The organism is Rhizobium sp. CF142 (assembly GCF_000281145.1).
Lineage (GTDB): Bacteria > Pseudomonadota > Alphaproteobacteria > Rhizobiales > Rhizobiaceae > Rhizobium.
The window spans coordinates 45,493-71,967 of the sequence record NZ_AJWE01000110.1 but is presented as its reverse complement, the minus strand read 5'-3'; the positions used below and the strand labels follow the sequence as shown (position 1 = coordinate 71,967).

Below are 26,475 nucleotides of genomic sequence, written 5' to 3'. Positions count from 1 at the left end.
GATTCAAAACTGTCGTTGGACCTGAATTTCTCGATCGGCGACTCTCTCGCCATGCTCGCTCAACCCTACCATCTCTATATGAACGCACGGACGCAACAAGGAACATGGCGCCATACTACGCGCTGTCCATCGAGCCGACGCTGTTCGGCACACTCTGTCTGACACGCCGTTGGGGACGGATCGGCTCCGGGGGACAGTCGATGCTTCACCATTTCGATCGGGAGGAAGAGGCGGTGTCGATGTTTCTCAACTTGCTTCGTGCCAAGAGGGCGCGAGGCTACAGAACCAGATCATATCCGCAGCGGGAATGCCTTTGCCGATAGACGACGGTAGGAGCGGCAGGCCGAAGCAAAGCTTCGAGCCCGGGGGCACCGGTCGATCCAGCGTACCGGGCCTGGCGAGGCGGCAAAGTCTCCCTAGCGGGGAGGCTCGGCATCGGTGGCGGCCTCCTGCCCGGCGACCGCCGCCATCAGGCCCACTTGGGCCTGTTCGAGCTCAGCTTGGATCTGGCTATGTTCGGTCGGATCGGCGTTCCGCAGTTCGGACCGTTATCCTGACAGTCAAGCGCAGACCCCCCGCGAACTTGTCGCTCACGCGATCGGCCTGAACCATCCCCAATTGAGAGGCAGCCTTTGCCACCTCTCCGCGTCTAAGATTTGATCCGGATCCTGGCGATGCCACCGGCCCTAGACGACACGAACCGCATGAATGGGGATTCCGGTTTCCCGTGTGATATCCTTTACGATTTGCGCCAGCGAGCCGAGCTCGTCCTCCGTCAACGCAATCAATTCCGGACAATCGATATCGACGCCCGTATCATCGGCCGTCAAGGCGTTGATCCAGTCACTGCCGTTAATGCGGTATTCATGCGTGTCGAAATCAATTTCGAGGTCATCCAACAAGCCGATGGTGAAGCGCCCGAAAATCTCGGTCTCGCCGTCCAGCTGATAGGCGGCGAATTCCTCGTCGCCGGTAAGGACGCTTCGTTCCAATGCCATGATGGTCTGGATGCGAGCGATTGCCGCCTCAAGTCCTTCAACCAGGCGGTCATGAAGCTCTTGCAAGAAATCGGTGTCGCAGCCGACGCGATTTGCGAGGACGACGAGCCGGAAGCCGGCGAGCTTGGCGTAGAGCATGAGGTTCTGATCGGATGTCATAGTGGATCTCCTTCATCTTGATGACGGAGATCGGCCGCTCTGTTGCAAAGAGGGGTCAAGGACCGCGAAGCGGCTTGCAAGCGGGGGAACCGATTTTTCCAGAGCGCAGTGCAACGCAGCGGCGGAAAAATTGGGGGAGACCGCGCCGTCCTTGACGTCGGATTTGCTGGAGCAGAATAGGACGTCAGAGAAAGAGAAAGAGAGAGAGAGAGAGAGAGAGAAGAGACCCGTGGACCCGAAGGGAACGCGACCAATTCCGGCGTGAGCCGGCGGGGAGTGTCGTGGGGTGAAGTCCCTGACAGCTTGGTCGGCCGGTCGATCCGTCTGACAAAGCTCACGGATGCGGCAAAAGCCGCCTCAGAAGGGAGGCTCCGCCTTGAGCCAGCGATCCTGCTCGGCAATAATGACGACCAGCTCGGCGCGCGCCAGTTCGAGCTCGACCTCGATCTCGCGACGTTCGTCGGGATCGATGCATTCCCTCAGTTCGGACCGCAGTTCTTCGATGTGGATTTCGAGTGCGTTCGTCATCGTCGTCATCTCCTTGGTTAGACGTGAAAGATGGCGCCGAGGGTCGTGAGGATCGGGTCGGGTCAAGGTTCGCGTAGCGACCGCCGAAGGCGGCGCGCGGAGGTGCCGATTTTGTCGGAGCGCAGTGCAACGGAGCGGAGGCAAAATTGGAGGGGCCGCGTGACCTTGAAGCGGCACGAGCCCCTCATGGCATACTTGGGTATCTGAGCAGACAGTCCTTGGTCTCGTGTGGCACCAGAAGAATAACGGCGGGCTCGAAGCCCGCCATCATCCTGGTACGATCAGACTTCGTCGCAGAGGTATCGCCGCACCATTTCCAGCAGCACTTCACCGTGGCAAGGTAGCGGCGCGCAACAGCATACGAGGTCCTTGCCAGCCAGCTCCGGCAACGCAGCCACGATGGGCGGTTGGGTCGGCGCCCACTCTGCGTATTTTGGCGATCACTTCGGCTCGCGTGCCATCGCGTCCGATAACGAATGGATTTCCGAAAAATCGTGTCTACCGATATAGCGTCAATCGGGTCCGGATTGGCGCCCGACGACACGCGCATTGAGAACTTTAGCCATGGATAGATCCTTCTCTCGATGGGAGCCGGCCCCGATCACTCGGGGCCGACACTTGCCGTTCAGTTCGGATTGTTCCAGAGGATCACCTTCTTGCTCGGGTCGCCGCCGGGTGCCTGGGCCAGGTTGCCGAAGATGACACCGATCTCGGGAGCCTCCAACTTGACCGAGAGGTATTCCTCGCCGGTCTGGCGTGCGATGCGGTTCCAGCCTGCGCCGATCTCGAAGCCGGTCTTGCGGTGGATGACGCGGTAGTCCGGGGCTTCCTCGCTCGCCTTGTTGGCGTTCGGGATGATGGCTATCGGGGCGTTGACCCGGATGGTGGCGAAGACGCCTTCGAGGATTCCGTCGGTCTTCTGCGTGAGCGTTGCGATTGTGGTGGCCATGGTTCTGTCTCCTTCGGTTGCTCGGGACCATTCCCGATGGCGCACGAAGAGACGGCCGACCTGCTGCGGTCAGCTCGGCCGAAGATTTTGCAAAATTCTATTTTCCGCCATGACGAAACAACCGAAATCGAATTTTGAAAAATTTTTGGGCGAGTCTTACCCCTTCAGGGGTTGGCCGCTAAAGCAGGCGGTCGTCTATACGAGCGACATAAAACGGGAATGGTTCGGGGCAACTGAAGGGCGCGAAACCCTCATGGCAGCCCGGTACAGCGCTGCGGGATATTGGCCAAGTGCCTCTGAACGTTTCGCCGCCATCCAGGCCGACGTCATGCCCCCGCCAGCCACAGCTGCTGCATGCGGATGAGCACGCCCGCTGCCGACATGACACCTTTGTCGACCGCGAGATTGAAGCAGTGCCCGAATTGCCGCCTACAGACCGTACAGCAATATCGGATGAAGCTGTTCGCATGGGGCTTCGATACGGGCTTCGCCAACTCGCCTGCCGCAGCCCGGTCTTCTGAAGCGTTGGTATCCGCCTGGCACCCCACCGTCGGCAAGCGGGCCATCCGAGCGGTCGGGGCCGGCTTCGTTGGTGGAACCAAGTCCGTCGGCGATCACAAGGCGACAGGATCCGAGCAGGTTACGAACGGAATGCCGTAGAGCGCGACATTCTGATCTTGCGAAACGAAATATGCTCCCTCCGCCACGGCCTGCGCCATGAGGAGATGATCGAAGGGATCGCGGTGATGAAGCGGAAGAGCACCAAGAGCGATAAGATGCGCATCTGTGATATCCAGCCGATCGAATCCCTGATCCGGCAAGATCGCAAGAATCTCATCTATGTCGGCATCAAGTTTGCCGATCCGCAGCTTCACGGTGATTTCCCAAAGAGAAACCGCGCTGACGAGGACGTCGTTCTCAGCGTCACAGATCAGGCGACGTGCATGGCTTCCCAGCTTCTCGTCGTCGTTCAGCCACCACAACAAAGCATGCGTATCGAGCAGCAGCCTCACGTCCCGTCTTCCATGGACGTCAGAACACCCGCCGGCAGACTGTCGAAGTCATCGGCAACTTTGATCTTCCCGCGCAACGCGCCGGGTTTGCGTGCAACGACGTCCGATGACGGCGGCCCGATTTCCGCGACAACCTTGTGATGGGATGTCAGGACGAACCTCTGCCCATCTTCGACCTGCTTGAGGAAGGAAGTCAAATTGCCGCGAAACTCCCGCACGCCGACACGGCGGGGGGATGTTGTCTGTTGTCGCGATTGAGGCATGGCGAGGCTCCGGTTGAGTGGGAAATGTGTACACAATTTCCCAGAAATGCAAGCGTTGCCTTAGTGGAAAGAGAAGTGACGCCTGATCAGTGCCGGCCTACTCCGTTCGATTGACACGGCGGCCCGATTTGCGCGAGGCCTCGCCGAAAGCTGTGGCAATCCTCATCATGAAGGCTTTGCTGAAGCGACCGAGTGCTTTTCCATCCGGCTCTATGTACCAGGATCGTTCGGCGACATCGTAATTGTATTTGTCAACGACGATCCAGCAGTGCTTGAGGTCGCTGAGGCCAGCCCGTCGACACTCGATATCGAAAACTTCCAAGGCGATCCTCGGCCTGCGGCGGCTGGGTCGTGATCGCCAGCAGTGCGAGATGGGTAAGGCCGTCATTCGCTCCACGGACAGCGACGACGACACAGATCGGCCGGAGCTTCCGGCCTTCGGTCTCGCCGCGCTCGTGCTGCCATGCCCAGAGATAGGGGTAGTCGATCACCTGACCAGGCAGGAACTCACGGCTCATCGTCGTAGCCCTCGCCGCGCGCCAGCCGGTCGATCTCGGCCAGGAAAAGCCCGCGGTGCTCCTCCGGCATCTCGGAAACGTGATGGGCTTGGCGCGGGTCACCACCGGTGCGCATGCGCTCGTAGTGCTCATAGCTCATCAAGACAAAACGGGGTTTCCGGTACTTGGTGAGCACGACGGGTTCGCGTGAAGCGGCGTCGGTGACGTCGCCCACCTGCTTGTTGAGATCGCCTGTTGTGAACTGCCGCATAAGCTTGCTCCTTCATCAATCTCCATAATATCCAGATTTGCAAGAAAACGGCGCTTACGCGCCGTCTCCTTTGAGTTCCCAGACATTGATGCCGAGCCGACGGGCTTTGTCGCGAAGGTTGTCGGTGATGCCGGAGCCGGGGAAGACGATTACGCCTGATGGCATGACCGAAAGCATCTCATCGTTGCGCCGGAATGGGGCGGCCTTAGCGTGCTTGTTCCAGTCGGGCTTGAAAGCGATCTGGATGACCTTCCGGGCCTCCGCCCAGCAGGCGGCGATGCGTTCGGCGCCTTTCGGCGAGCCGCCGTGCAGCAGGATCATGTCGGCGTGTTTGGCATGGGCCTTGTCGAGCGCCGCCCAGATCCGGTCGTGATCGTTGTAGTCCATGCCGCCGCCAAAGGCGATCTTTGTGCCGGCCGGGATCAGCACCGTATTTTCGGCGTGCCGGCGGGCAGAGAGGAAATCTCTGGAGTCGATCATCGCCGCGGTCATGTTGGCGTGGTTGACCTTGGAGCCGGTGCGCGGCCGCCATGCCGAGCCGGTTTCAGCCTCGAAGAGATCGGCTGCATAGTCGCGCATGAACTCGAAGGCGTTGCGGCGTTCGAGGAGTGTGACGCCCTCGGCGACATGCCGTTCAAGCTCGACGCTCTTGACCTCCGAGCCGTCCTGCTCGCGCTGGCCTATGCGCTGAGCATCCTCGTTGCGCTGAAGTTCGCGCTGGATGCGCTCGCCGGCGCGGTGGAAGAGGTTGACCGTCGACCAGAGAAGATCTTCGAGATCAGGCTCCAGCCGCGTATCGCCGAGCATCTCGAACAGGGCCTCGAACACCGTGGTCAGCGCCGACTGGACCATCGTCTCCTCGGGCAGCGGTCGCGGATCCGGCTCGTCCTGGAGCGGGCGGTAGCCAAAGACTTGCATCTCGTAGATGAAGCGGTCGGTCGGGGAGGCCGCGTGGTGGGGCTCAAAGGCGGCGTCGATGGGAAGCGTCAGGTTCATGATGGTCTCCGTCGGTTTGGGCCGCGCCTCTCGCGGCCTGACGGCGATCCCTGTCCAGGCGGCGGGCGGACCGGAACCGCGAGCGCATCGAAGCGGCCCAGCGTGAGCGCCGGGCGGCTGAGGGAAGGTTTCTTGGCCCGCGAGGAGCGCCGGCTGCCGCATCGGCCCGAAAAGCGGGAACCGGTTTTGGGAGTAGCCGATGCGACGTAAAAGCCGGCGCGGGGAAGAAACCTGACCGACCCGCTGAAGGCCCGACAGCCGCCTGGTAAGGGTCGCCTCTCGGCAGGCCCGCAGGCGCGCCTCACCGGAACCGAGACCGTCACGGCACCGGCGCTCCCATCACGCCGCCTCCCCACCCGTCCTCCATTCACGCCCGCCTCACGCGGGCAGGAGGGCCTGCGCGTCTTCCGGCGCGAGCTGGGCGCGGAGATTTGCGAGGAGCCGGCCAGGGCCAAGCCGGCGTAAATCCTCGTTGAAATCGCCGAGTTCCGGGGTCAAGACGAGCGGCAGGATGCCGAGCACCTGCGCATGGCGGCTCAATCCTTCGATGCCGTGCCGGCCGGCGGCATCGGCGTCGGCGGCAACGTAAAGGCGCAGGCACCCTGCTGGCGGCCGGAAGGCGGCAAGGTGATTGGCCGTCAACGCCGAGACCATCGGCATGCCGGGCATCACGTGCGAGAGGGACAGGATGGTTTCGAGCCCCTCGCCGGCGGCCATCACCGGAACGGGAGCATGGACGGGAAAGCCAAAGCGCACGGCATTGCCCAGTAGCCCGCCGAGCGCGCGGCGGGGATCGTCGACCTTCGCCTTTCCCTCGCCGCCCGGGTCGAGCCAGGTGCGATGTACGCCGGTGATCATGCCGGCGCGATCGGTCACGGCGGCAATCAGCGCCGGGTAGCTGCTGGTCCTGCCGCTGACGAGATCCCGGTAGTAGCAAGAGGGGTGGAAGCGAAGCGCGGAATGCAAGGACGCGCGCAGAATCCCGCGCTGGCGCAGATAGCTGTCGGCCAGCGTGCCGGAGAGCGGCAGCGTCATACCGAACAGGCGTCTTGCGCGTTCTCCAGCCGGTCTGTCGATGGGCTGGTCGGTCAGGGTATCGCCCCTTTCGGGCGACGCCAGATTGGGTTCGCACAGGAAGCGGCGCGCTTCCTCCGCGACGTCGCGGAAATCGACTAGTCCACAGGTCTCGCGCACCAGATCGAGCAGGTCACCGTATTGAGCCGTCGCCGTGTCCGTCCATCTGCCCTTGCGAGGGCCGGTGAGATGGACGTAAAGCGACTTGCCCTTGCTGTTGGCGACGTCGCCGACGATCCAGTAATTGCCGGCCCTACGGCCGGCGGAGAGGTAATGACGGCAAACCGCCTCCGCATGATGCGCGAGACGATCCGCCAATTCAGACGCGGGCAGCATGGCGGTCACCCCCACCGGCGATATCGACGATAAGATGTCGTTCGATGAGGCGCGACAGCACCGCCTGTCCGTCATCCGAGGCCGGGATGAACGACCGGACCTTCCAGGCGATCATCTCGGAGAACAGGCCGAGGGATCGCAGCCTGTCGCGCATACCGTCGCTGAAGCCGACGAGCTCGATCCGATAGTCGTTCATCACCCAGACGCGCAACGCGTCAGGGAGCTGCATCGGCTGGTTGCCATCCATGCGATCGATGGTCAATAGGTGCGACCGCGCCCCGGTGAGCGGATGGGTATAGACCATCGGTCGGTTCTTCACCGTCATGCGGCCGCCTGCAGCTGCGCACTGTAGGGTATCGAAGTTGGCCGTGCCATATCTGGGTATTGTCATTCTATCCTCCTGGAACGGGAAAAGCCCGGCTTGCGCAGGGCAAAGTGACGATCAATTCGAGCCATCGGTACGAACCCTGCGGCTGGCGCCTCGAAAGATTCCCCTCCAGCCCGGCCCGCTCCCCCCGCTCCTCGCCAATCTCTCACTCTCCGCCGCGGGGGCTCCAATGTGTCCCGTTCACCGCCTTGCGCGGACGGAAACCACATCCCTGGGCAGGCCTCACCCACATCGCAAGATTTTACTGACGAATTTTCGATAGTAAAACGCATCGTCGCCGTGTAGCTTCGGCGAAGGAACGGAGAGAACAGAGGTGCGAACATTCAAGATTGGCGATCGGGTGATCGAGGAATCCTCGGCTGATGTGCGGGATTTCCTCCCGCATGCCTACGAGCTGCGGCTGCGTCCGATGTGCATGTGCAAGGAGCCGCCAGCGCCAATGTATATAGCGCGGGTCGAAGACCTGTATCTCATCAAGCGGATGCCGCTATCGGGACGGGGTCATGATCCCGCCTGCCACTCCTATGAGCCCCCCTACGAGCTTTCCGGCCTTGGGGCACTGGTCGGGAACGCGATCCAGATCGATGCGAACGGCAAGGCCAACCTGAAACTGGACTTTTCGCTGACCAAGCGCGGGCCTCGCGCTACCCCCAGAACACCGGCGGAATTGTCTGAACACAGCATTCGCAGCGAGCCGCGGAATTTGTCGCTGCGGGCGACGCTGCACTATCTTTGGGAAGCGGGTGAACTGACCGAATGGCGTTCGACTTGGTCGGGCAAACGCGGCTGGGGTCGGGTTCGGTCAAGCCTTTACAATGCCGCCGCTCAAATGACGGCAAGAGGCGCGACCTTGAGCGAAATGCTCTTCGTGCCGGAAGTGTTTCATGCCGACGACAAGGATGGGATCGCCGTCCGGCGCGCTGCGGCGCTCAAGGGCGTACAGGCGACCGGCTCCGGTCCACGTAAGCTGATGATGATCGTGGCCGAGGTAAAGGAGTTCTCCGCCGCGCGCGATGGCCAAAGGATCGTCGTGCGGCATATGCCCTTTCCACTGATGATTGAGGAGAGCGCATGGCGACGGCTCGCCGCGCGCCATGCGGCAGAGCTCGAACTGTGGCGCTCAAACGAGGTGTTCCATCTGATTGTCATCGCCACCTTTGGCATTTCAGCCGCCGGCATTGCGGCAGTCGAAGAGGTCGCGCTGATGGTGGTCAACGAGCACTGGCTGCCGTTCGAGGATATTCACGAGCTGCGGCTTCTGGAAAAGCTGAGCCACCTCAAGCGAAAGAGCGTCAAAGGATTGCGTTTCAATCTGCCACGCGCTGCGCCGATCGTGTCGGTGACATTGCCGGAACAGAAACCCGCTCCCATCGCGATGTTCATCGTGCCGGCGAGCGCTGGAGACGACTATGAGCAAGCCCTTGCGGACATGATCGAGGCGCGGCCCGAGATTACACCTTGGGTCTGGCGGGTGGCCGAAGGCGAAATCCCCGGCCTGCCTTGATCCGCAAATTGGCCAGGTTCGGGCCTGTGCTGCACCTTCGTCCAGGGTCCTGCTGCTGTCTTCATCGGCTCCCCCTTGTTTTCGCTACCGACAATATAGCCATCAATCGTCTATCAATCAGCTGCAGGTCTGATGTGCGCGTCCCTCCACCTTCGCTCTGCTACGGCGGGACGAGTCAGGCTCTAGGCTTTGTCCGATTGCACCTTTGGGTTCAGCGCGACGGAAGCCCCGAGTCGCATTGCGTCTCGGCCCATGCGGGTGACGATCCTGCGCGCGAAGACAGGCTCGGGGACACACCACGAAAGGAGGTCGGTGCCTGTTTGCTGTCGCGCCGTCGCCCTCGCCTTTTGAGGCGACAGACGGCTCCAGACGAAGCATGCTCAAATTTCCATGAAAATTATGAGGTTTGGGAAAGGCTTTAGTTGTCGCCTTTCGGTTTACAAATACAGAAAAATCTAAACTTGATGGACGGTTTGGAGAAGTTTCGGCGACCAAGTCGCCGCCGAACTGGCGATCGGAGAGGATGATCCCGCGGCGCCTGCTCGGCGCTGAAGCAGGGCGGAAAAGAGTGGCGCCGAACCATCCATCCAGGTAGAAATATCACTTCGGCTTGCGGCGCGCGAATAGGCCTCCTGCTTCGCATGCGAGTCGAGCCGGCGGTCAGGCAGCGCTTTCAAGCAGTCTCTTCGCCTTGCCTTCGAGTTCAAGCCGCGTGTCCTGATGCGACTTTCCCCGTGCCAGCGCAGTGATACCCTGAACAAAATCAAAAATGCTCTCGGGCAGTCTCCCCTCCTCGCTGAGAACGGTCTCGATGATCTTGCCGGTTTCGGCCTTCGAGAAACCGCGCCTGCGCAGGAACTCCAAGCGATCGTCTTCGTTTCGGGCGACGATGCGTTCACGGGCGGCGCGAATGCCGGCGATGAACGCCGCTGGCGAGGAATTCGCGAAATTCGTCAATGCCGGGGCGGCTTCGTGGGCGAAGCGCTGTGCTGCAAATTTCGAGTGACGGATGGTGATCTCCTCGAAGTTTTCGGTGCCGTCGGGTAGGGGCGAGGGTTCCCGGTGGGATGATCCTCTACCCCTCCCACGGAACCGGACGTGATAGTTTCCCATCATCCGGCTCCTACGTTTGCATTCATATGATCCAGTCTTGCCTGTAATCGTCCAGCATGGTGGGCGACATGGCAGTCGCGGCAGAGCACGACACGCTTTCGCGTGCGCGCAGCCTTGACGTGGGTCCACAAAGTGGTGCCCTGCATGTCGCTCATTTTGCGGACGTGATGTATCTATCTCCACTGGCACATCTTTACTTCCGCACGCTTGGCATACCCTTGCCCGGAGCCGATCAACAAGATCGGTTCGACCATTGAAGTGGATATGTGTCTGCGTTTGGTGATCGACGTACCGAGATGCCGAAGCAGGTTCGACATTTTTGAGGCGGAACATCTGCATGAAGAGCCGTTTGTGACGGCCTTCATACCACAAGCCGAGGCGATCCCCGTTTCGGAGCCTCTCCGCTGTCGTCTTGACTGAACACTTGTGCTTCCGCGACAGGGTCTTCATAAAGCTCCACCACCAAAGATGGTAAAGCCGTCCGACCTGCTGTTTCCAGAGCGTGCCGAGCTTGTAATATTCGGCCAGCCCTCGCATCATTGCATTGTATCCGGTCAGGATCGCAACGTCCGAGTTATTGATCACTTCGCAGCGTGCTTCGCCCCGGTCTGTATAGAGATTTCCGAGACGATTGCGTTCTGCAAAGCGGGCGAGCTTTTCCATCGGGACATGAAGCTGCATGCGATCATCCGCAATTCGCACGGTGACGGCACGTCCGCCAATCACAGTGCGCCTTGTACGGCCATCGCCATACGTCTTCAGTTGATATCCGAGGAACATGGCCCCCTCGTCCGCCTTCCTGATCCCGCTTTTCTCCGCGGATACCTCCAGCTTCAGCGTCTGGGCCAAAAAGGCTTTGACCTCATCCATGATGCTGCGGGCATCCTCCTTGCTGCCGATCACACCGATCACGAAGTCATCGGCATAACGGCAGTAACGGAGGCGGCGGTAGTTCGGATCGAACGGATCGAGGGACGGCTCTTCCAGCCGTCGCCGCTCCCATTCCCTGATTTCTTCGAGCAGCCGGGGAATTTCTTCCTCGTTGCCATTGGCACGCCGTCGATCAATCATCCTGCGGCGGATCTGTATCCTTTTCGAAGCTTCCAGATAGGCAGCACTGCGCCGCCGTTTTTGGCCTCTATCGAAACGATCCTTCATCTTTGCCATGAACAGATCGAGTTCATGGAGTTAGACGTTGGCGAGGATCGGCGAGATCACACCACCTTGCGGGGCGCCGCTGAAAGTCTTGTGGAACTTCCAGTCTTCGAGATAGCCGGCCTTGAGCATCCGCCGGATCAACTGCAACAATCGATCGTCATCGATACGCTTGCGCAGCAAACCAAGCAGAATGTTGTGATCAATGTTGTCGTAGTATCCGACGATATCGACCTCGACCAACCATTTCATACCATGCCATGTGCGCCTGATTTCGGTCAGGGCCGTGTGGCAGGACCGCCCCCGGCGGAAGCCGTGCGATTGTTCCGAGAAGATCGGCTCATAGACATGTTCGAGCAAAATCTTCACGGCCGCCTGCACCAGCTTGTCATCCGCAGTGGGAATGCCCAACGGGCGTTTCTTCCCGTTGGCCTTGGGGATATATTGCCTGCGCGCCGGAGAGAAACGGTACGATCCATCCATGACCCGTGCGATGATCCCTTCCATCCTTTCAAGCGAGAAGCCATCAAGGGTGTTTTCGGCATCAGCACCCGGTGTCAGCGCCCCTTTGTTCGGAGCGATCTGCTCATAAGCCTTTTCCCAGAGGGTTGGGGCCGAGAGCAGCCTGAACAGACCGTTGATACGTTTTCCCTGGCGAGACAGGTCGATGATTGAGCCCAGTCTCTTCTCTACGGTGAGCGGTTGCATCAGCATACCTCCGTTATGAAGTTGAAAGACCCAGCAAACGCGCCGCCCTTCACCCGTGCAGAGGGGATTCCCCATCCGGTTGCCCGGTCGGTTTCACCCGTACTCGTCCATCTGATGATGGCTGTCCCGGGCATTACCCCGGGCGTTTGGCTAATATGGCGGCTCCGTCGCCCTACGGGACATCGAGCGATGCCCGCTTAGGCGATCCCGTGTTTACACGATCAATGAGAAGCGACGTGGTTAGGTGACCCGTTCGATCATTGGCCCTTCGACGAAGGGTGGGCCGTGCGACCAAGCTTAGGAAGACGCTATGGGGTAGTCTTCCCTTCGCACGGCATGACGCGTCAACCATTGCTGCGTCATGACCCGCAAAATGTCCCTGATCTGGGTTTCACGCAATCCAGCATTCACCATACACGTCTTGCCCTGACGTCCCGATGGTCTACAATGGTTTCGACCCGGATGACGCCTTTTCCCGACATGCTATTGTCCCCTGCCGGTTTCCCGGTCGCAGCCATCTCTGGCCAAGGTAAGGCGGGTGGGCATCAGGCTATTCTTGGTTTCCTGAGAAGTCTCCTTCACTCAATTGATCGCGCCGACACGGCGCACCCAAAGGTTGCGATTGGCGCACACTGCCCGCAGGTAAAAGCTTGCAATTCCTAGAGTTTTTGAACCAACTTCCGAGTTCCAGGCATAGAAGCCGCGGAAATACAAATCCGGTTCACCATTCGCCAGTCGCCCGGCTTCGATCGGATGGGTGTCATCGCAAAGAAAGACGAAGACGTCGCGATCGCTGGCATAGAGCGTCGTCGTATCCTTCGTGATGTCGACGAAGGGATTGTGGGTCATCGTCGACCAGTCGAGCAGACCGGGAACTTTCCAGATCGTGTCGCCGGTGCCGTTTCCGGCAATATTCATGATGGCAGCAATCAAGTCTCTATCCCAGATCCGGCCGTATTCAGGACCAGTCACCGCTCGCAGCTCGACGCGACCATCGTCCATCTCCAGGGTTTTGACCATTTCGGCGTTATGGTTGAGAAGCCCGTGCTGGAGGTTGATCGCCGCCAGCGGCGCGGGTAGCTGGCGCATATAGCTTGCAGGTGCGCCAACCAGGCCGCAGAGCTGACCGTAGCTCCAGTGCGTCGGCGCCAACGGCTCGCGCCCGCCGGGAACGATCAAGGACAAGCGTTCGGCATTGTCGCGGCTTGCCTCGACGCGGATTTCGGCGGCCTCGACCGTGCGGGCGCGAGCACGTTCGGTTCTCACGCCGACGGCGCGATGAAGATCGGAGAGTGACAGATAGCGCTCGTCGTCAGGACGCGAAAACCATTCTGACGAAACACGGCTGATGCGTTCGCCGCGGGAAATATCGACCTTGAATCCAGACGATGCCGGTGGCGGGTAGGAAATCACGGTGTTCATAATGAAGCCTCCTGAAACGAAAGAGCCCGGCTGACCGCTCTTGCGACAACCGGGCCGGTGAGATGGACGATGGATTGCGGCTGCAAGACCTGGCCGACAGGGCAATCCGGGCTGGACAAACAAGCGCGCCGCCCGAGGGCGACGCGGGGCACTGATCAATCGATTGCCTGGAAGATCTCCGCGGCTTCGGGGTGGTAAGCCGAATAGGCGTAAAGGCGGCCATAACCTTCCGAGAGATGCTCGGATTGATGCTGGACGGAGAGATGCGAGAAGGCAAAAAGCGTCGCGATAATCCCTGCAGCCTCGGCAGAAACCTTCCCCTGAAACCCGGTGATCGCGCCGGTGATCCTGAAACGTGATTTGCATCTTGGAGCCAGAAACAGCGGCTTGCCCTCGTATTCATGGAAATCCCAGAAACCCCCGCCATAATCGAGGGGACTGAGCTGCTCCATGAAGCTGTAAACCGCGTTCTCACCGATGATCAAAAGCGAGCGCCCGAACAGCGTGGGCAGGAATTCCAGACGGCGCTCGTCAGGAACGATGGAGGCGGCTTGAGGAGGAACTTCGGATATCGACATCGATCTTTCTCCAGAGAGGCAAGAGGGGTGAGGCCGGGCAGCTCTCTCTCTCCACCGACCGGCTCGCCCCTCTCCCCGGCCCGGCTCTCCCTTTTTGGTTGGCCGCATCCGTCCCCCTTTGCCGGCCGCGCAGGAGTTGCGGGCGGCGGGGCGGCGCAATGTCGGCAGGTTGTAGGTCGTTTCAATTGTATAAACGGGCATGACGGTGCCCCTGAAAACAGAGAAGCCCGGCGCAGCCGCCGGGCTTCGTGAGCGAGGGTTTGGGGTGGTTATTCGGCGGCCTCGAGATGTTCGCCGTCGTCATCGATCGGGACGGTGACCGTTTCTCCGGCTTCTCCAGCTTCCGTCAGCAAGGCTGGCAGATCGACCGCGCCCGCCGCCGCATCGACCTTTGCCTCTGCGGGGAGTTGATCGATCGGCAGCCGCAGCACTTCGGGAAGCCATCCGCTACCTTCTAGAAGCCGGGCGGCTTCGCGCGCCATGTCGGACTTCTTCAGATGATCGATGAGTTGCGCGGACTGTTGGCCCTTCGCCTCGCGGACCGCCTGCAGGATATGCGCCTTGGTCACACGGCCAAGATAGTTGTCGACCGTCGGCGTCCAACCGGCCGCAACCATGCCGAAGCCTAGCGAATGGGCAAGCTGCCTGGCGTGGGCATTTTCCTTGGCGCGCCGGTTCCACGCCTGCACGGTTGTGTTCACCGACAGCGAGACGCAATGGGCAAACAGTGCCATGCGGCTATCCGGGTCGAGCGCGGTCAGATAGTTCCAGACCTCGTCGGCGTTGCCGGGAAGATCATAGCCCCAAGATTCCTGCCGCTGTTCGATCTCCTTTGCCCAGACCGTGTCGCCGAGCCCCTGCGTCTGGCCGAATGCAGTGTGCTGAAGCGTGATCTCCAGGCACGAGTCAGCCCCGTATCTGTAGAAGATTTTCAGGACCGCGACATGAAGGGCGGCGATGAAGGCCACCACGGGATCGTTCGCCAGCGCATTGCGCAGCGCAACGGTACGGGCCGCCGTTAGATCTTCGATGACGCGGTCGGAGAGCGGACGAATGCTGCCGTCGTCCTCTTCCAGTTCTTCGGCGCCGACTGGTTTGCCGTTGATCGAGACTCCGCCGTTCACCGAGAACGCAACGGCGTCATTGTCGCTTTGACCATCACCGGCGCCGTCATTGGCATCACTATCATGCGTCTCGACGACAGCTTCGTCTTCGGGCCGGACGAAACCGCGTTCGATCTTCAGTTCACCATTGGCGGCGAGCGAGATGAAGGCGCCGCCGCAGGCGACTTCTTCCGGATCGAGCACGTAGGGTCGGTCGTTCAGCGCATCCAGCTCGCTGCCGAGTTCCTCCAGCCGCGCCTCGGTTTCCTCGGAATACCCCTCCGCCTCGGCATATTCAGCGTCGAGCTTATCGTATTCCGCCTTCAACGCATCGTGACGTGCGAGCTCTTCCTCGTTGTATTCGGCACGTTCGCCGTAGATGCGGCGAAGACCGGAGGTGTGGCCATAGGGGAAGTCGAAAGCGGCCTCGACCCACCTCCACCCCTCTTCCGCCTTGAGCGCTTCGGCGTCGACGGTCAGTTTTTCGAGCACAAGCTGTTCTAGCAGCGCCGGATCCTGCAGCCATCCGCCATTGTCCTGCTCGAACAGGTCACGCATCACGACACCACCGGCAGCTTCATAGACATCGATACCCACATAGATGGTGCGACGATCGGATGCCTGGACCGCGGTTTCGGTCAGCATGCGGCGGATGTAGTAGGCATCCTGATTATGCGACCGTGAGACCGCGTCCCAGACCTGCTCCTGCCGAACACGATCATTGGTGATCGAGAATGCCATGACCTGGCCGAGTTTCATTTCGTCATTGGCATAGAGATCCAGAAGACGCGGCGAGACCGACGCCAGCCGCAGGCGCTGCTTCACCGTTGCGACCGACATATGGAAGCGCGCGGCAATCTCTTCCTCGTCGAGCCCCTGTTCGCGGAGCGTCATGATGGCCCGAAACTCGTCCAGCGGGTGAAGATCGACGCGCTTGACGTTCTCGGCAAGCGAATCCTCCACTTCGAGGGTGTCGCCCTTGCTCACGATGCAGGGAATGGCCGCCGTCTTCGACAGTTTCTTCTGCGCGACCAGCAGCTCCAGCGCGCGATAGCGGCGGCCGCCGGCAGGAATGCGATAGATGCCGGTCTCGTTGCCGTCGCCATCGAACTCGGCGCGGACATTGAGGCTGTTCAACAGTCCGCGATGGGCAATGTCTTCTGCAAGTTCCTCGATCGAAACGCCCGCCTTGGTCTTGCGCACGTTCTGCTGGCTGAGAACGAGCTTATTGAAAGGGATGTCGCGTCCGGCGTTGAGCGTGATTTTCTGGATGGCCTGTGCCATGTCGTTTCTCCGTGGCGGACTGGCCGGAGCCTCTCTCCGACAACCTCAACCCGCCACGAACACCCCTTCCCCCCTCTCCCTCCAGCCACACCCACCACTCTCACCGTTTGCGACTGGCATTGCCATGATGGCCTGAGTGGTTTCGAAGAACTGCGTCAATAGTCACCTCGCTGAATAGGAGATGTCAGTTGCGTAAAGGCACGCACAGACGGAATGAGCACTTTCCGCTTCAGTTGCCTTGAACTTGAATAATAGGGAACTCCGTTTCCGACGGTCCACGTCGGTCGACTGTTCTTTGGGGAAACGTGACTTCATTGGACAAGCCCGCGGCAAAACTTCCTCAATCCGACTTTGCGTATGGCCGTTGACGATTGCGGTCAGTGTGCTCGTTAGGTAGGTGAACAGATCAACGGCATTCAGCTTGCAGGTCTCGATGAGCGAGGCGATAGCCTCCCAGTTCTCCGCTCCAGCGTCATGCCCGGCAAACAGAGCATTCTCGCGATTGAGGGCAATCGGTCTGATTGTTCGTTCGCCGGTGTTGTGTAGCCCTACTGCTTCAGCTTCACTTTCAAAGCCTCGATCTTCGGGGTGATCGTGTCACCGCCTGAAAACTTCGGAGTAAACTTCGTCCACTTGCCGCCCTTACTCGGCTCCGCGCGATAGAGAACCTTCGGGTTTGCAGCATCCCGCGCCCACAACTGACATTCGTCGGAATGGTTCGTTCCCCAAGCCCCCTGTCCACTGATCCGAAACGCAAAGCTTGCCGTCGGACGTCGACCACGTGCCCGCTGCATGGGAGGGGCCGTTCCCGGTGTAACCGAGCATCTTACCGTCGACACCGAGATACCAGGAGATCGCCTCCTTCTCTCCTTTGTGGCCTTTCTCGCTAAAGTTATAGGTCTTACCCGAGAACATCTCCTTGATTTCGGCTGCAGGGATCGGCGTGGTGCCTTTTGGTGCTGCTTGCGCGAGTGCAACGGTGGGAACGGCAGCGAGAACTGCCAAAGCAATCATCGGTCTCATATAAACCTCCAGTTGTGATCAGAATTACTAACGCCGCGTTCGACTTGGCCAAGCAAAGAGGCTTCACGAACCTCGCGGGCAGATTGGGCCACAGCCCCGTTCCGGTGAAATCCCTCGCCGACGCCGGAAGGGCACTCAGACCACCACAATGCAGGCTATCAAAAGGTCGACTAGCCCGCATATATCAAATGGTAGAGGATCGCGGGCATCAGTCCCCGTGCTTGGCGAGACCGAGTACCAGCAGCGCAAGTTCCGCCTGCCGCTTCGCCCCGTTTTGTCGAAGACGGAGTGAAGTTGGGTGCGTATCGTTCCAACGGAGACGTCGCGGGACTTCGCGACCTCATCGACGCTCTTCCCAAGGCCGATCTCCCTGGCGACCGAGGCTTCGGCAGGGGTCAGGTCGTAGAGACCAGTCAGTATTCCATCATCGACCTTCGCCTCCTTCATGCCTGGCGTGATCGCCAGCAGCAGGTCGGCCGCGTTGAAGATACCGCTTGCGGCTCCCGCGACGGGCAACGCATGAACAACCATCGCGGGATGATCCTGGCGGCCGGATATCGGGAAAGAACCGCCATACTTGGTAACGCCGGATTGCAGCAAGGACGCCCATCGGTCATCGGCTGCCTTCTGGTCGATGACCAACCGATGGCGACAGTCCCGCATGATGTTCGGGATCATCCGTTGGAAGCTTTGATTGGCTACGACCAGCCGCCCGTTTCTGACGGCCCCGGCCCAGATGCCGAGCGCTTCCATCGCGTCGACCGTCGACTTGATCTGCTCGAACTTCAGCCGCGACGCCATGAGCGCTGCTCTCGCGAGATGCGGCCTGATCTCTGTCCACGCGGTCGCGACCTCGCTCGGAAGCGGGCCTTCTTCGAAGCTTCGATGGATGGAGAGCTTGATGACATCTCCGGAAGGCGACGTTATGCCGGTTCCGGTGTGCCAGAAGCAGCCGTGGGGACGCATGAATCCCTGATAGTACTCGCTCGCCATCATTTCCTCGAAGGTCATGATGTCGGTGTCCATAAGAAAGCGCGGTTCGGAAAATCTCCGGTTTCGTTCCTCACTCAGCAGGTACGGGTTCTTGGCGCCCCAGCCTTCCTCGATGTAAACGTGCATTTTCGGAATGGCGGAGTCGTTTCCAATCCATCGGAAATCGCAGTCAGGCGAAACACTCATCAGCACGGCGTCATGCGCTTAGCTGCGGCGCGCCAACTGATCCAGCAAGCCCCGCCCCTTCCAGAGGTCGGGCACGACAGCTGCTTCGTATATCGATGCGATGAAGTCGTGATCCATTGCCGCCTCCGTCGGCAACAATAACACAGCGAATAGAGCGCAGAATAGATTGAGCCAACCAACGTTCTAGTCAGATGAAGGTAGCCAGCGCGAAGCCGTCGCGCACTACCATCGCCGCGATCGTTGCCGCTTTTGTCCTGGATGAACGGCTGACGGCCTTGCAGTGGACTTCGATCGGACTGGATGCGCGATGTCGACAAAAACATCAGGGGAAGACCGTTAACTTCCCGTCCCCGAGATGGCGACACTATTCGAAACGGCATAGAGCATCGTAGTCAAGGTGCGAGCTGAGAGCACTCATCTCACGCCGGCACCTCGACCCGGATTTGCACAGGTCGGAGAATGCGGAGTTGTTGGACCTTCTGGCGCCGGATCCCTAAACGGAGGCGGCTTGTGTCAAAGGACCGGCTACTCCGCCGCAATCCCGCCAAGCCTCGACGCCGATTGGATCGTCGCCAGATCGTGCAGCCGGACACCTGGGTAAACCTTTCTGGCGATCTCGGTCAAATGCTGATGATGGGTAAGGTAGATCACTTGCCCGTGCCCAGCCATCTCCGTGAACAATCGGAAGGCCTCCTCGGCACGGAAGTCATCGAATGTTTCCATGATGTCGTCTGCGATGAAAGGAATGGGAGCACGGTTGGCCACGAACTCGTGATACCCGGCCACCCGCAGCGCAAGATAGAGCTGGAAGCGCGCGCCCTTGGATAGTTCATCGGCGGCCTTCGAACCTCCGCTCGCAGATATCGCGATCAGGATTTCGCCATCCTTGCCGGGTTGCGCGGCGACACCTGTGTAGGCTCCGCGGCTGATGATCCGGAAAGCCTCCGAGGCTCTCGTCATCATCCCACTTCGATGGCGGTCCCTGTAGACCCTCAATGCCTGCTCGGCAGCGGTTATCCCCGCGCGAAGCTCTAGGTAACGACCGGCTCGCTCCTCGATCTCCAGCAAAATGGTGCGTCGCTGCTCTTCGATTTCCGCGACGACGGAGTCCCCTCCGATCGCATCGAGTGCCTTCTGCATAGTGGACCGCTCATGGAAGACGTCGTGACATTTTCTGTCCTGGTCTTCCAGGATTGGTGTCAACAGTGCGAGTTGACCTTCCAAGTCCTCTCTATCCACCGATGCGAGCCGTTCCTCGACGTCGCCGATGTCGTTCGCAACACTGATCTCGACCAACTCCTGTTCCAGCTCGGCTATGGAATTCCGCAGCGCCTGCCGTTTCGACGACAGCTCAATGAAGGTTTCGACTTCGTCCAGGGTGGTGCAGCCGAAGAACGCTGTCATCTTCCCTATCTGGATACCGAGTACGTCCTTGCCGACCAGAATTGCACGCTCTTCCTGGTGCTTCTTATCGAGATCACGCGCAAGCTTTTCCCGCTGCTCCTGGCTTCGCTCGGCCGCCTTGACCCTGTCTGAGATCATCCGCGTAAGCTCGGTGAGGGAGGCGGATTTCTGGATTTCCAATCTATCACACAGTTCGAAGACCGAAGCTTCGAACAGGGCGCTATCCTTCTCCATTTTCTGGATTCGATCGACCAAGCCGTCTCTGGCTTCGATCGCAGACGCGAGCTTCTCGAGAACGTGGAGGATTCCGTTGACGGCGTCGACCTCCGGAAGTGCTAATGCCTCCCCCAGCCAGCAAACACTGCACAGTTCGGACCATCTAGCGTCCCATTCGTGCGCGGCTTTCAGCGCATCGTTCATCGCGCGCGTGCGAGCGACGCTATCTTCTTTCAGTCGCTCCATACGGTCTGCCTGTTCCATGGCTATGTAGAAGACATCCAGTCCTTCCTCGGCGACGGCAAACAGCGTTGCAAGATCGGCGTCGCTGCTGGCGGTCAGTCCTGCTCCCTTGACGGCGGCAAGCAACTGTTTCTTTGATTGGTGAGCCCTGTCCTGAATATCTGCGACTTCTTGATCGATGGCCGACATGTCGTCCCGGGCTCTCACCGCGACGGTTCTCCTGCGCAGCCATTCTTCCAGCTCTGTCGGATCAATACCGAAATCGGCGCTGGAAGAAATCGACGCCAACGTTGCGGACATCTCGCTTCCGAGCTCCGACAGTGAACGTGCGGCCTGTTCAATGCGCTCGTGGGCTGCTTCGATATCAGAACCCGCGGAAGCGCGGGTCAGCATCAACTGCGCCAACTTGCTGGCTTCCGCGAAGTGCAGAAGCCGCTGCGAAACGAGTTGATCGTCGGCTCTCATGGCATGTTCGAAAGCGTCAGCCGATTGTGGGTCCATGATCTGACGATGCGAAATCCATGCCTTCTCACGAGCGGCCCGGCTCGCCGCGACCCAAGGTTCATCGATCTCCCCTGCCCGCGCGCGCAGGACGTTGATCTCCGCGTCCATCCGCTTAGCGTCCGGCTCAAGCCGCGCGAGTTCGGAGCGCGCCGTCTTCGAACGCTCCCGGTCCTCCCTGTATCGTGCTTTCCAATCGTCCAGCTTCGCGCCCGACGGTAGACTCATGGCCGCGAGGTCGGCCGGATTACCACGCCAAGGGGCAAGCTGCGCCAGGCTTTCCGCCAATACGACATTCGCGTTTTCGCGTCGCCGCATCAGGGAACGGAGCGCGACCTCGTCGTCAGATTTCGGCAGCGCTTTGGCCGTCACGGAAAGAAGCTCGAACGCCTTGATCCGCGCCGGAGAACGGAATTCCTCGAAGCGGGAGATGTTCTCGTCTTCCTCCTGAAGCGCGCGCTCAGCTCGGGTAAGTTCTTCCGCGGCAGAGGTCCGGCGAGCGTCGATACCCGATTTGGAGCTTATGAGCGCTCTAAACTTGCCAACGGTGGCTGCATCCAGGACGAGCCGCGCTGGCGTTTTTTCGTTAGCTTTGCCGAGCTGCAGGAGAAGGGTTTCGACTGAGAGCTCCGCGATCCGACCACTAAGCTTTGGGATGTCGACCTGTGCCGTAAGATATCTTGGCTCCAGCGTTTTCGTAAGATCTCCGACGCGCGCCGCAAGGCCGAGAGCAACGGGGTCATCGGTGATCTCGCCGATCTCGTATTCGATCTCCGTGACGGTGCGGGCAACCTCGTCCAGCTTGACGCGAATTTCGATTTCGTCCTTGCGGATCACCGGAAGCTCAAGCTTCCAAGATTCCGGTGGATCGGACACGGTCTCAAGGGCGTCGAGCTGGCCTCGAAGCCCGGTAATCCTCCGCATCGTCGGAAGCGCACGAAGGATACGGTTGATCGCGTCAGCCCGCCGCTGGGTGTTCGCGCGCTCGGCTAACGCCTGATCGTAGAGTCCGTCCAGGCGATGCAGTTCAGCCAACCTTTTACGATACTCGGTGGCCTGGAGGTCGAGCTCCTCGCGTTTATGCTTCAGCTCAGTCAACCGTGCCTTGAGATCGCTTAGTTGGCTACTGCGTCCACGAAATTTGTAAAAGCTGTCCGCATCGCCGCGGATCGCCACGAGTTGACGGCTGAGATCGGAAAGGCCCGCGCTGGCAGAGAAAAGCAGTTCGCCGAGATCGCCCTTGCTTGCAAGGATGTTCTCCCCACCTTTTTCGAGCGTAATGTCGTCCAGCGAGAACATCGTCGAGAACACATCGCGGTCGATCCCGCCAAGGTCGGCCCTGATCTCCGTGTCGGCCAGACCGCGTTCCTCGCGATCGAGCAGGCTGTTCTGCGGCCGTTTGATGCGAACGAAGTCCCTGTCCTGACCTGCCACGTGAACGTTCGCCCCTATACGCATGGTATTGTAGGGATGCAGGAACCCGTATTTCGTCGTATTGCCGATCCCGAAGATCAGGTCGAGGATCGCATCGAGCGTGGTTGATTTCCCCGCCTCGTTCGGTCCGTAGATGACGTGGAGGTCGGGCGATCCGACTGGACGCGATCCGAAATCGATGACGGCGTCGGTGAACTTGCCATAGCGCGTGAGGTCGAGGCGATTGATCCGCACACTACTCTCCTTCGCTTCCACGCAGACGCGCCAAGACCTGCGACGCACCGTCTTGGGCGAATTGCGCTAGGAGGTTTTCGAAAGACGCCTCGTCCTTGCCGAAGATATCCCGGAGTTCTGCCGGGAGCTGACCCCGCAGTTCGTCGGCGATCGAGCGTACCTCCTCGCGATATTCAGTCGAGCCGTGGATCTCGCTGTCGATGATCGCGGCAAGTTCATCCAACGCGCCCGGTCGTGCATCCGGTCGCCGGGGCGCAACTGGGGATGTCACGACTTTTTCGATCCAGACATTCCCGATTGCCGCACCGTGCGTGTCTAGCTCAGTCCTTAGGAGATCGGTATCCCGTCGAATACGCCAGGCGAGTTCGCTCGACCCGGTGACTTCGATGCGCGCGACGAGATGGTCGGCCGAGACCGTCGAAGAAAGGTCTTCCAATCTGCCTTTGGCTTGAAGGATCACATCCTTCCAGTCACCTGCTTTGGATATGTCCACGACCAATCTCCCGAAATGGGCGACGGCTGTCTGGCGCTCCTCGATGAGGATCGAGCAGTCATCTTTAATTGTCACGAGGGAGACGGACTTGGGACCATCCTCGTTTATATCGCGTCCCTGAGGTATGCCGGGCATGACAATCGCGCAAGACGCATCTTCAACTGACGACCTCTTGTGAATGTGGCCAAGAGCCCAATACCGAAACCCTGCTTGCCGTAGATCGGGGACGCTGCACGGGGCATATAGATCGTGCCCCGCCGAGCCTCCGAGACTGGTGTGCATGATCCCGATGTTCACTGCGTCCGGAACAGGGAGGGCATAGTGTCGAAGGAGGCTTTCGGGCGCTTGCGGCTTGGCAAAGCTCAGTCCGTGTATTGCGACGGGGAAATGGCCGGGGGCGCGGTCGATGGCGACGGCTTCAGCCACGGCATCGAACACCTTGACCGTCTCAGGCATTACAAGTTCGGCGGTGATTTTAGAAAGCGCATCATGGTTGCCGCGGATGATAAACACCCTGATGCCTGCCTGGTGCAGGCGCGCAAGCTGCTCGGCTAGAAACCGTGCCGTCTTCATCGACGTTTGGTCGCCATCGTAGAGATCGCCGGCGACGACCAACGCGTCTACTTGTTCCTCCAGACAAAGATCGATGATCCGAACAAACGAACGTCGGGTCGCCAAGCCGATCATCTCTGAAAGCTCGGCATTGCGTAGGGCCAGCGTTCTCAGCGGGGAATCGAGATGAATGTCGGCGGTGTGGATGAATCGATAGACCAATGCAGAGCCTCATCTGTTGGTCGATCTTCGTAGCCATTCCCACGCGTCCGCGCCAGCTAATATTCTTGTTTTGTTCTTGTATCCACAGTAAGTTGCTCGATTTTTTGCGACAGCAGTCAGTACGCTGGGCATCGGGTCAGGACGAGTACCTGGGGATTGACGGACAGAACGTGACGTAGAGGTCCAATGGGAAGGCCCGGTCAGCACAGCGGCCTGGGCCTCTGCCTGCTTGTCCAGGCTAGATAGATGCTGGCAGCGGTCGTCGCCTAGATTGTGACGACAACTCCACTGACGAAAGAAGAAAATGAACTCTCGTCCGGGTATCTCCGCGGATTGCAGATATCCTCGAGTCTTCGATCATGTAATCCCGGCGGCGATAGATTTGGCCGGGGTACGAGAATTGAACCAGACGCGATTGTCCACAATCAGACCGCGGCCCGAGTATTCCTCCGGATACCGCAAGTATTGCATCGCCACAAACAGGACGTATTGACAACTTCAGCACTCGTGATACGAGTTATATGGCTTTACACACGTACATTTCGGTTTTTTCAATTCAACTTGAGACCACACGCACCGAGCATTTTTGTGCGCGGCGCTTGATGCTTGCTGTTCTCACCATGAGGGATCGGTAAACATGCGCGTTTTCAACTTGATATCGGGAGCCTGCATCCTCGCCGCATCATTGTTCGGGGTCACTGCGCCCGCACACGCCTGGGGTCAATTCGGTCACCTGACGGTATGCGATCTCGCCTATCGCAATTTCACCGATGCGACACGAAAGGAACTCCGCACGCTTTTTGAGATCGACAAAGGCGGCATCGACGTCGAGGGGCGCGGAAAGCTCCCCAATCGCCACTACACGAGCTTCAATCTCAGATGCCTCGAAGAAGATGAGATGCCTCGCCAACATCCTGACGATCACTTCATAAACGTCGAGAGATCAACAAAGTCGATCGTAGACGGCAGTTGCCCGGCAAACGGCGAGTGCGTGCTCTCAGGTATCAGGCGAGACCTAGACATTCTCAAGGACACGTCGAAATCCAACGAGGAACGGGTATTTGCGCTGATGGCGATCGGCCACTGGGTTGGCGACATTCACCAGCCCCTACATATCTCGTTTGCCGATGACCGCGGTGGAAATTGGATCGTGGCCGACCTGCAGGGAAAGTGTGGCGGAACTTCCCCGAAGCCCGACAACCTTCACGCCGTGTGGGATAATTGCCTACTGGAATCCGGTCTGTTCGAACACGTCAGACAGCGTGCCGACTTCAAGAAAACTTGGGGAAAGCGTACGATCACCTATCGCGCCGTCGATAGTCTTCAGGCGAACACGACGCTTACCGACGAAAAGGGCATCGTCGGCGGAGACCCTTGGCAGTGGGCGAACGAGTCCTTTCAGATCACCCTGCGCCCCGACGTGATGTACTGCATCGAGGTTGGCGACAGCTGCCAATATTCGCAGGACCGTGTTGTCTACAAACAGGGCCAGCCAAAGCGATCCGTCGACATCCGCCAGGACTACCGGGAGATTTAAACCTATCCAAGAGGACAGGTAGCATGCTCGAAAAATACTACAATGCGACAAAGATTGTAGCCGCACACCAACCGTCGATCAGACCGCGTTATTTTTTTCCGCCTCGTAAGCACCCCGGTAGTAGATTTCGGTCACACGAAATCGTCCGTCAATCCGCTTGCATTGGACGATGACATCAATCGCAAGCGTCAGCATCTCGCGGATGTCGTGCCGGTCGAGGTCTCCACCACCTTCCGACTCCTTGATGAGCAATGCCAGTTGCTCGAAGGCGAGGCGTGCGGAATCGGCGTGGACCGTCGTGATCGAACCAGGATGGCCGGAATTGACATTGCGAATATAATAGAAGGCCGTCCCATCGCGCAGCTCCTGCAGCAGGATCCTGTCGGGCCGCATGCGCAGGCAGGATTCGAGCAGATCCTTGGCACCGATTTTCGCCGTTCCCTGGCCGCCCTTCGAGTAGAAGAGCCGCACGTGGTTCGGCTGCGGGATCACCAGTTCCGGTGTATCCTCGATGGAAATGATGCGCTCGCTCTCAGGGATATACCGGATCAGCGCTTTGGATAGCGTCGTCTTGCCCGAACCGGTAGCGCCCGAGATGATGATGTTTTTTCGTGCGAGCACTGCCTCTCGGAGGAATTGCTTATAGGCACCGCTCCGATAGAATTCCGATAGCTTTTGAACCGATTGGTCGGCTTCCCCGGGTCGCGCGACCTCCGCAAACAGTCCTCCAAAATCGAGGTCATCAAGATTGAGGGTGACGGAGGATGGCTTACGGACGGTGACGCTGATAGTCCCCCTCGTGGTCGCCGGCGGAATTACAATCTGGATGCGCTCGTCGTCGGGCAGGGTCGCCGACAGTATCGGGTGGGTTTCATCGATCGACTGATTCGAGAAGCTTGCGATGGCTCGCGCGAGCCGCATCAGTCTCTCGTAGGACAGTTCGGGTATGTCGTGGGCCTGCCATCCGTCCGTCCCCTCGGTGACGACCTTGCCGGGCTCATTGACGATGACCTCATAGAGCGTCTTGTCGCGAAGGAACCGCGAAAGCGGGTGCAGCAATTCTCGCACGACGCCGGAGTCTGCCGCCTCAGTCATCGC

21 protein-coding genes and 4 pseudogenes are annotated in these 26,475 nt (G+C 59.6%); 3 read left to right on the top strand and 22 right to left on the bottom strand.

All coding sequences use genetic code 11. The annotated features are described in order from the left end of the window. The first annotated feature begins 51 nt into the window (after window positions 1-51). Window positions 52-323: pseudogene (locus PMI11_RS36850) on the top strand (WGR domain-containing protein). A 363-nt stretch (window positions 324-686) separates the two neighbouring features. On the opposite strand, the gene PMI11_RS27035 reads toward PMI11_RS36850, so the two are convergent. From PMI11_RS27035 to PMI11_RS38550, 11 genes and pseudogenes are all read right to left on the bottom strand, one after another. Beyond that, entirely contained in the window at window positions 687-1,157 is a 471-nt protein-coding gene (locus PMI11_RS27035; protein ID WP_007823657.1) for a hypothetical protein, read from the bottom strand. A 357-nt stretch (window positions 1,158-1,514) separates the two neighbouring features. Further along, on the bottom strand, window positions 1,515-1,685 hold the full coding sequence (locus tag PMI11_RS37785; protein ID WP_007823654.1) for a hypothetical protein: 171 nt from the start codon (window positions 1,683-1,685) through the stop codon (window positions 1,515-1,517). A 281-nt stretch (window positions 1,686-1,966) separates the two neighbouring features. Next, window positions 1,967-2,083, bottom strand: coding sequence for a DUF4326 domain-containing protein (locus PMI11_RS38230; RefSeq protein WP_244430705.1), 117 nt, complete (start codon window positions 2,081-2,083; stop codon window positions 1,967-1,969). 227 nt (window positions 2,084-2,310) lie between these two features. Further along, window positions 2,311-2,634 carry a DUF736 domain-containing protein gene (locus PMI11_RS27025; RefSeq protein WP_007823652.1) on the bottom strand — a complete coding sequence of 108 codons (324 nt, stop codon included), beginning with the start codon at window positions 2,632-2,634 and terminating at the stop codon, window positions 2,311-2,313. Window positions 2,635-3,248: 614 nt separating this feature from the next. Further along, the gene (locus tag PMI11_RS27015) at window positions 3,249-3,647 is read right to left on the bottom strand and encodes a type II toxin-antitoxin system VapC family toxin (RefSeq protein WP_007823649.1); all 399 of its coding nucleotides are present in this window, start codon (window positions 3,645-3,647) and stop codon (window positions 3,249-3,251) included. After that, window positions 3,644-3,910 carry a type II toxin-antitoxin system Phd/YefM family antitoxin gene (locus tag PMI11_RS27010; RefSeq protein ID WP_007823647.1) on the bottom strand — a complete coding sequence of 89 codons (267 nt, stop codon included), beginning with the start codon at window positions 3,908-3,910 and terminating at the stop codon, window positions 3,644-3,646. The genes PMI11_RS27015 and PMI11_RS27010 overlap by 4 nt, the downstream gene beginning before the upstream one ends. A gap of 97 nt (window positions 3,911-4,007) precedes the next feature. Then, a pseudogene (locus PMI11_RS27005) lies at window positions 4,008-4,428 on the bottom strand (hypothetical protein). Further along, window positions 4,418-4,678: a type II toxin-antitoxin system prevent-host-death family antitoxin gene (locus PMI11_RS27000; protein ID WP_007823642.1), complete on the bottom strand. Its 261-nt coding sequence runs from the start codon at window positions 4,676-4,678 to the stop codon at window positions 4,418-4,420. Before PMI11_RS27000 ends, PMI11_RS27005 begins: the two are co-directional and overlap by 11 nt. A gap of 54 nt (window positions 4,679-4,732) precedes the next feature. After that, window positions 4,733-5,674, bottom strand: coding sequence for a DUF2493 domain-containing protein (locus tag PMI11_RS26995; RefSeq protein WP_007823640.1), 942 nt, complete (start codon window positions 5,672-5,674; stop codon window positions 4,733-4,735). Between the two features lie 378 nt (window positions 5,675-6,052). Continuing rightward, a complete protein-coding gene (locus PMI11_RS26990; RefSeq protein WP_007823638.1) occupies window positions 6,053-7,084 on the bottom strand; it encodes a DUF7146 domain-containing protein in 1,032 nt (343 codons plus the stop codon). After that, window positions 7,068-7,475, bottom strand: a complete 408-nt coding sequence (locus tag PMI11_RS38550; RefSeq protein WP_007823636.1) for a hypothetical protein — start codon at window positions 7,473-7,475, stop codon at window positions 7,068-7,070. The genes PMI11_RS26990 and PMI11_RS38550 overlap by 17 nt, the downstream gene beginning before the upstream one ends. A gap of 310 nt (window positions 7,476-7,785) precedes the next feature. On the opposite strand from PMI11_RS38550, the gene PMI11_RS26980 reads away from it, so the two are divergent. After that, complete coding sequence (locus PMI11_RS26980; RefSeq protein ID WP_007823634.1) at window positions 7,786-8,976, top strand: DUF1173 domain-containing protein; 1,191 nt, start codon at window positions 7,786-7,788, stop codon at window positions 8,974-8,976. A gap of 660 nt (window positions 8,977-9,636) precedes the next feature. Here PMI11_RS26980 and PMI11_RS38545 read toward each other — a convergent pair. From PMI11_RS38545 to PMI11_RS26935, 10 genes and pseudogenes are all read right to left on the bottom strand, one after another. Beyond that, a complete protein-coding gene (locus PMI11_RS38545; RefSeq protein ID WP_051034655.1) occupies window positions 9,637-11,256 on the bottom strand; it encodes a group II intron reverse transcriptase/maturase in 1,620 nt (539 codons plus the stop codon). Window positions 11,257-11,277: 21 nt separating this feature from the next. After that, window positions 11,278-11,952 carry a reverse transcriptase domain-containing protein gene (locus tag PMI11_RS36825; protein ID WP_007823630.1) on the bottom strand — a complete coding sequence of 225 codons (675 nt, stop codon included), beginning with the start codon at window positions 11,950-11,952 and terminating at the stop codon, window positions 11,278-11,280. A gap of 609 nt (window positions 11,953-12,561) precedes the next feature. Then, window positions 12,562-13,374, bottom strand: a pseudogene (locus tag PMI11_RS26965) (DUF932 domain-containing protein); the annotation flags it as partial. A 155-nt stretch (window positions 13,375-13,529) separates the two neighbouring features. Further along, window positions 13,530-13,952 carry an antirestriction protein gene (locus PMI11_RS26960; RefSeq protein ID WP_007823627.1) on the bottom strand — a complete coding sequence of 141 codons (423 nt, stop codon included), beginning with the start codon at window positions 13,950-13,952 and terminating at the stop codon, window positions 13,530-13,532. Window positions 13,953-14,221: 269 nt separating this feature from the next. Continuing rightward, window positions 14,222-16,339 (bottom strand): ParB/RepB/Spo0J family partition protein, encoded by a 2,118-nt coding sequence (locus PMI11_RS26955; protein ID WP_007823625.1) that lies wholly within the window; start codon window positions 16,337-16,339, stop codon window positions 14,222-14,224. A gap of 321 nt (window positions 16,340-16,660) precedes the next feature. Continuing rightward, a pseudogene (locus PMI11_RS36820) lies at window positions 16,661-16,870 on the bottom strand (transposase domain-containing protein); the annotation flags it as partial. Window positions 16,871-16,981: 111 nt separating this feature from the next. Then, on the bottom strand, window positions 16,982-17,362 hold the full coding sequence (locus tag PMI11_RS26950) for a DUF995 domain-containing protein (protein ID WP_007823624.1): 381 nt from the start codon (window positions 17,360-17,362) through the stop codon (window positions 16,982-16,984). Between the two features lie 135 nt (window positions 17,363-17,497). After that, a complete protein-coding gene (locus PMI11_RS26945; protein WP_007823622.1) occupies window positions 17,498-18,481 on the bottom strand; it encodes a helix-turn-helix transcriptional regulator in 984 nt (327 codons plus the stop codon). A 585-nt stretch (window positions 18,482-19,066) separates the two neighbouring features. Continuing rightward, entirely contained in the window at window positions 19,067-22,573 is a 3,507-nt protein-coding gene (locus tag PMI11_RS26940; protein WP_007823617.1) for an AAA family ATPase, read from the bottom strand. A 1-nt stretch (window position 22,574) separates the two neighbouring features. Then, window positions 22,575-23,840: a metallophosphoesterase family protein gene (locus PMI11_RS26935; RefSeq protein ID WP_007823615.1), complete on the bottom strand. Its 1,266-nt coding sequence runs from the start codon at window positions 23,838-23,840 to the stop codon at window positions 22,575-22,577. A 586-nt stretch (window positions 23,841-24,426) separates the two neighbouring features. On the opposite strand from PMI11_RS26935, the gene PMI11_RS26925 reads away from it, so the two are divergent. Next, window positions 24,427-25,377 (top strand): S1/P1 nuclease, encoded by a 951-nt coding sequence (locus tag PMI11_RS26925; protein WP_157179703.1) that lies wholly within the window; start codon window positions 24,427-24,429, stop codon window positions 25,375-25,377. Between the two features lie 78 nt (window positions 25,378-25,455). On the opposite strand, the gene virB11 is transcribed toward PMI11_RS26925, so the two are convergent. After that, window positions 25,456-26,472, bottom strand: coding sequence for a P-type DNA transfer ATPase VirB11 (gene virB11 / locus PMI11_RS26920; RefSeq protein WP_007823611.1), 1,017 nt, complete (start codon window positions 26,470-26,472; stop codon window positions 25,456-25,458). Window positions 26,473-26,475: the final 3 nt, after the last annotated feature.

Coding starts and splice junctions, on each gene's coding strand:
- PMI11_RS38550 (WP_007823636.1), bottom strand. CDS start 7,475: ATGACAATACCCAGATATGGCACGGCCAACTTCGATACCCTACAGTGC.
- PMI11_RS36825 (WP_007823630.1), bottom strand. CDS start 11,952: ATGCAACCGCTCACCGTAGAGAAGAGACTGGGCTCAATCATCGACCTG.
- virB11 (WP_007823611.1), bottom strand. CDS start 26,472: ATGACTGAGGCGGCAGACTCCGGCGTCGTGCGAGAATTGCTGCACCCG.
- PMI11_RS26995 (WP_007823640.1), bottom strand. CDS start 5,674: ATGAACCTGACGCTTCCCATCGACGCCGCCTTTGAGCCCCACCACGCG.
- PMI11_RS26950 (WP_007823624.1), bottom strand. CDS start 17,362: ATGAGACCGATGATTGCTTTGGCAGTTCTCGCTGCCGTTCCCACCGTT.
- PMI11_RS27010 (WP_007823647.1), bottom strand. CDS start 3,910: ATGCCTCAATCGCGACAACAGACAACATCCCCCCGCCGTGTCGGCGTG.
- PMI11_RS26960 (WP_007823627.1), bottom strand. CDS start 13,952: ATGTCGATATCCGAAGTTCCTCCTCAAGCCGCCTCCATCGTTCCTGAC.
- PMI11_RS38545 (WP_051034655.1), bottom strand. CDS start 11,256: ATGGCAAAGATGAAGGATCGTTTCGATAGAGGCCAAAAACGGCGGCGC.
- PMI11_RS37785 (WP_007823654.1), bottom strand. CDS start 1,685: ATGACGAACGCACTCGAAATCCACATCGAAGAACTGCGGTCCGAACTG.
- PMI11_RS26955 (WP_007823625.1), bottom strand. CDS start 16,339: ATGGCACAGGCCATCCAGAAAATCACGCTCAACGCCGGACGCGACATC.
- PMI11_RS27000 (WP_007823642.1), bottom strand. CDS start 4,678: ATGCGGCAGTTCACAACAGGCGATCTCAACAAGCAGGTGGGCGACGTC.
- PMI11_RS26945 (WP_007823622.1), bottom strand. CDS start 18,481: ATGCACGTTTACATCGAGGAAGGCTGGGGCGCCAAGAACCCGTACCTG.
- PMI11_RS27025 (WP_007823652.1), bottom strand. CDS start 2,634: ATGGCCACCACAATCGCAACGCTCACGCAGAAGACCGACGGAATCCTC.
- PMI11_RS27035 (WP_007823657.1), bottom strand. CDS start 1,157: ATGACATCCGATCAGAACCTCATGCTCTACGCCAAGCTCGCCGGCTTC.
- PMI11_RS26990 (WP_007823638.1), bottom strand. CDS start 7,084: ATGCTGCCCGCGTCTGAATTGGCGGATCGTCTCGCGCATCATGCGGAG.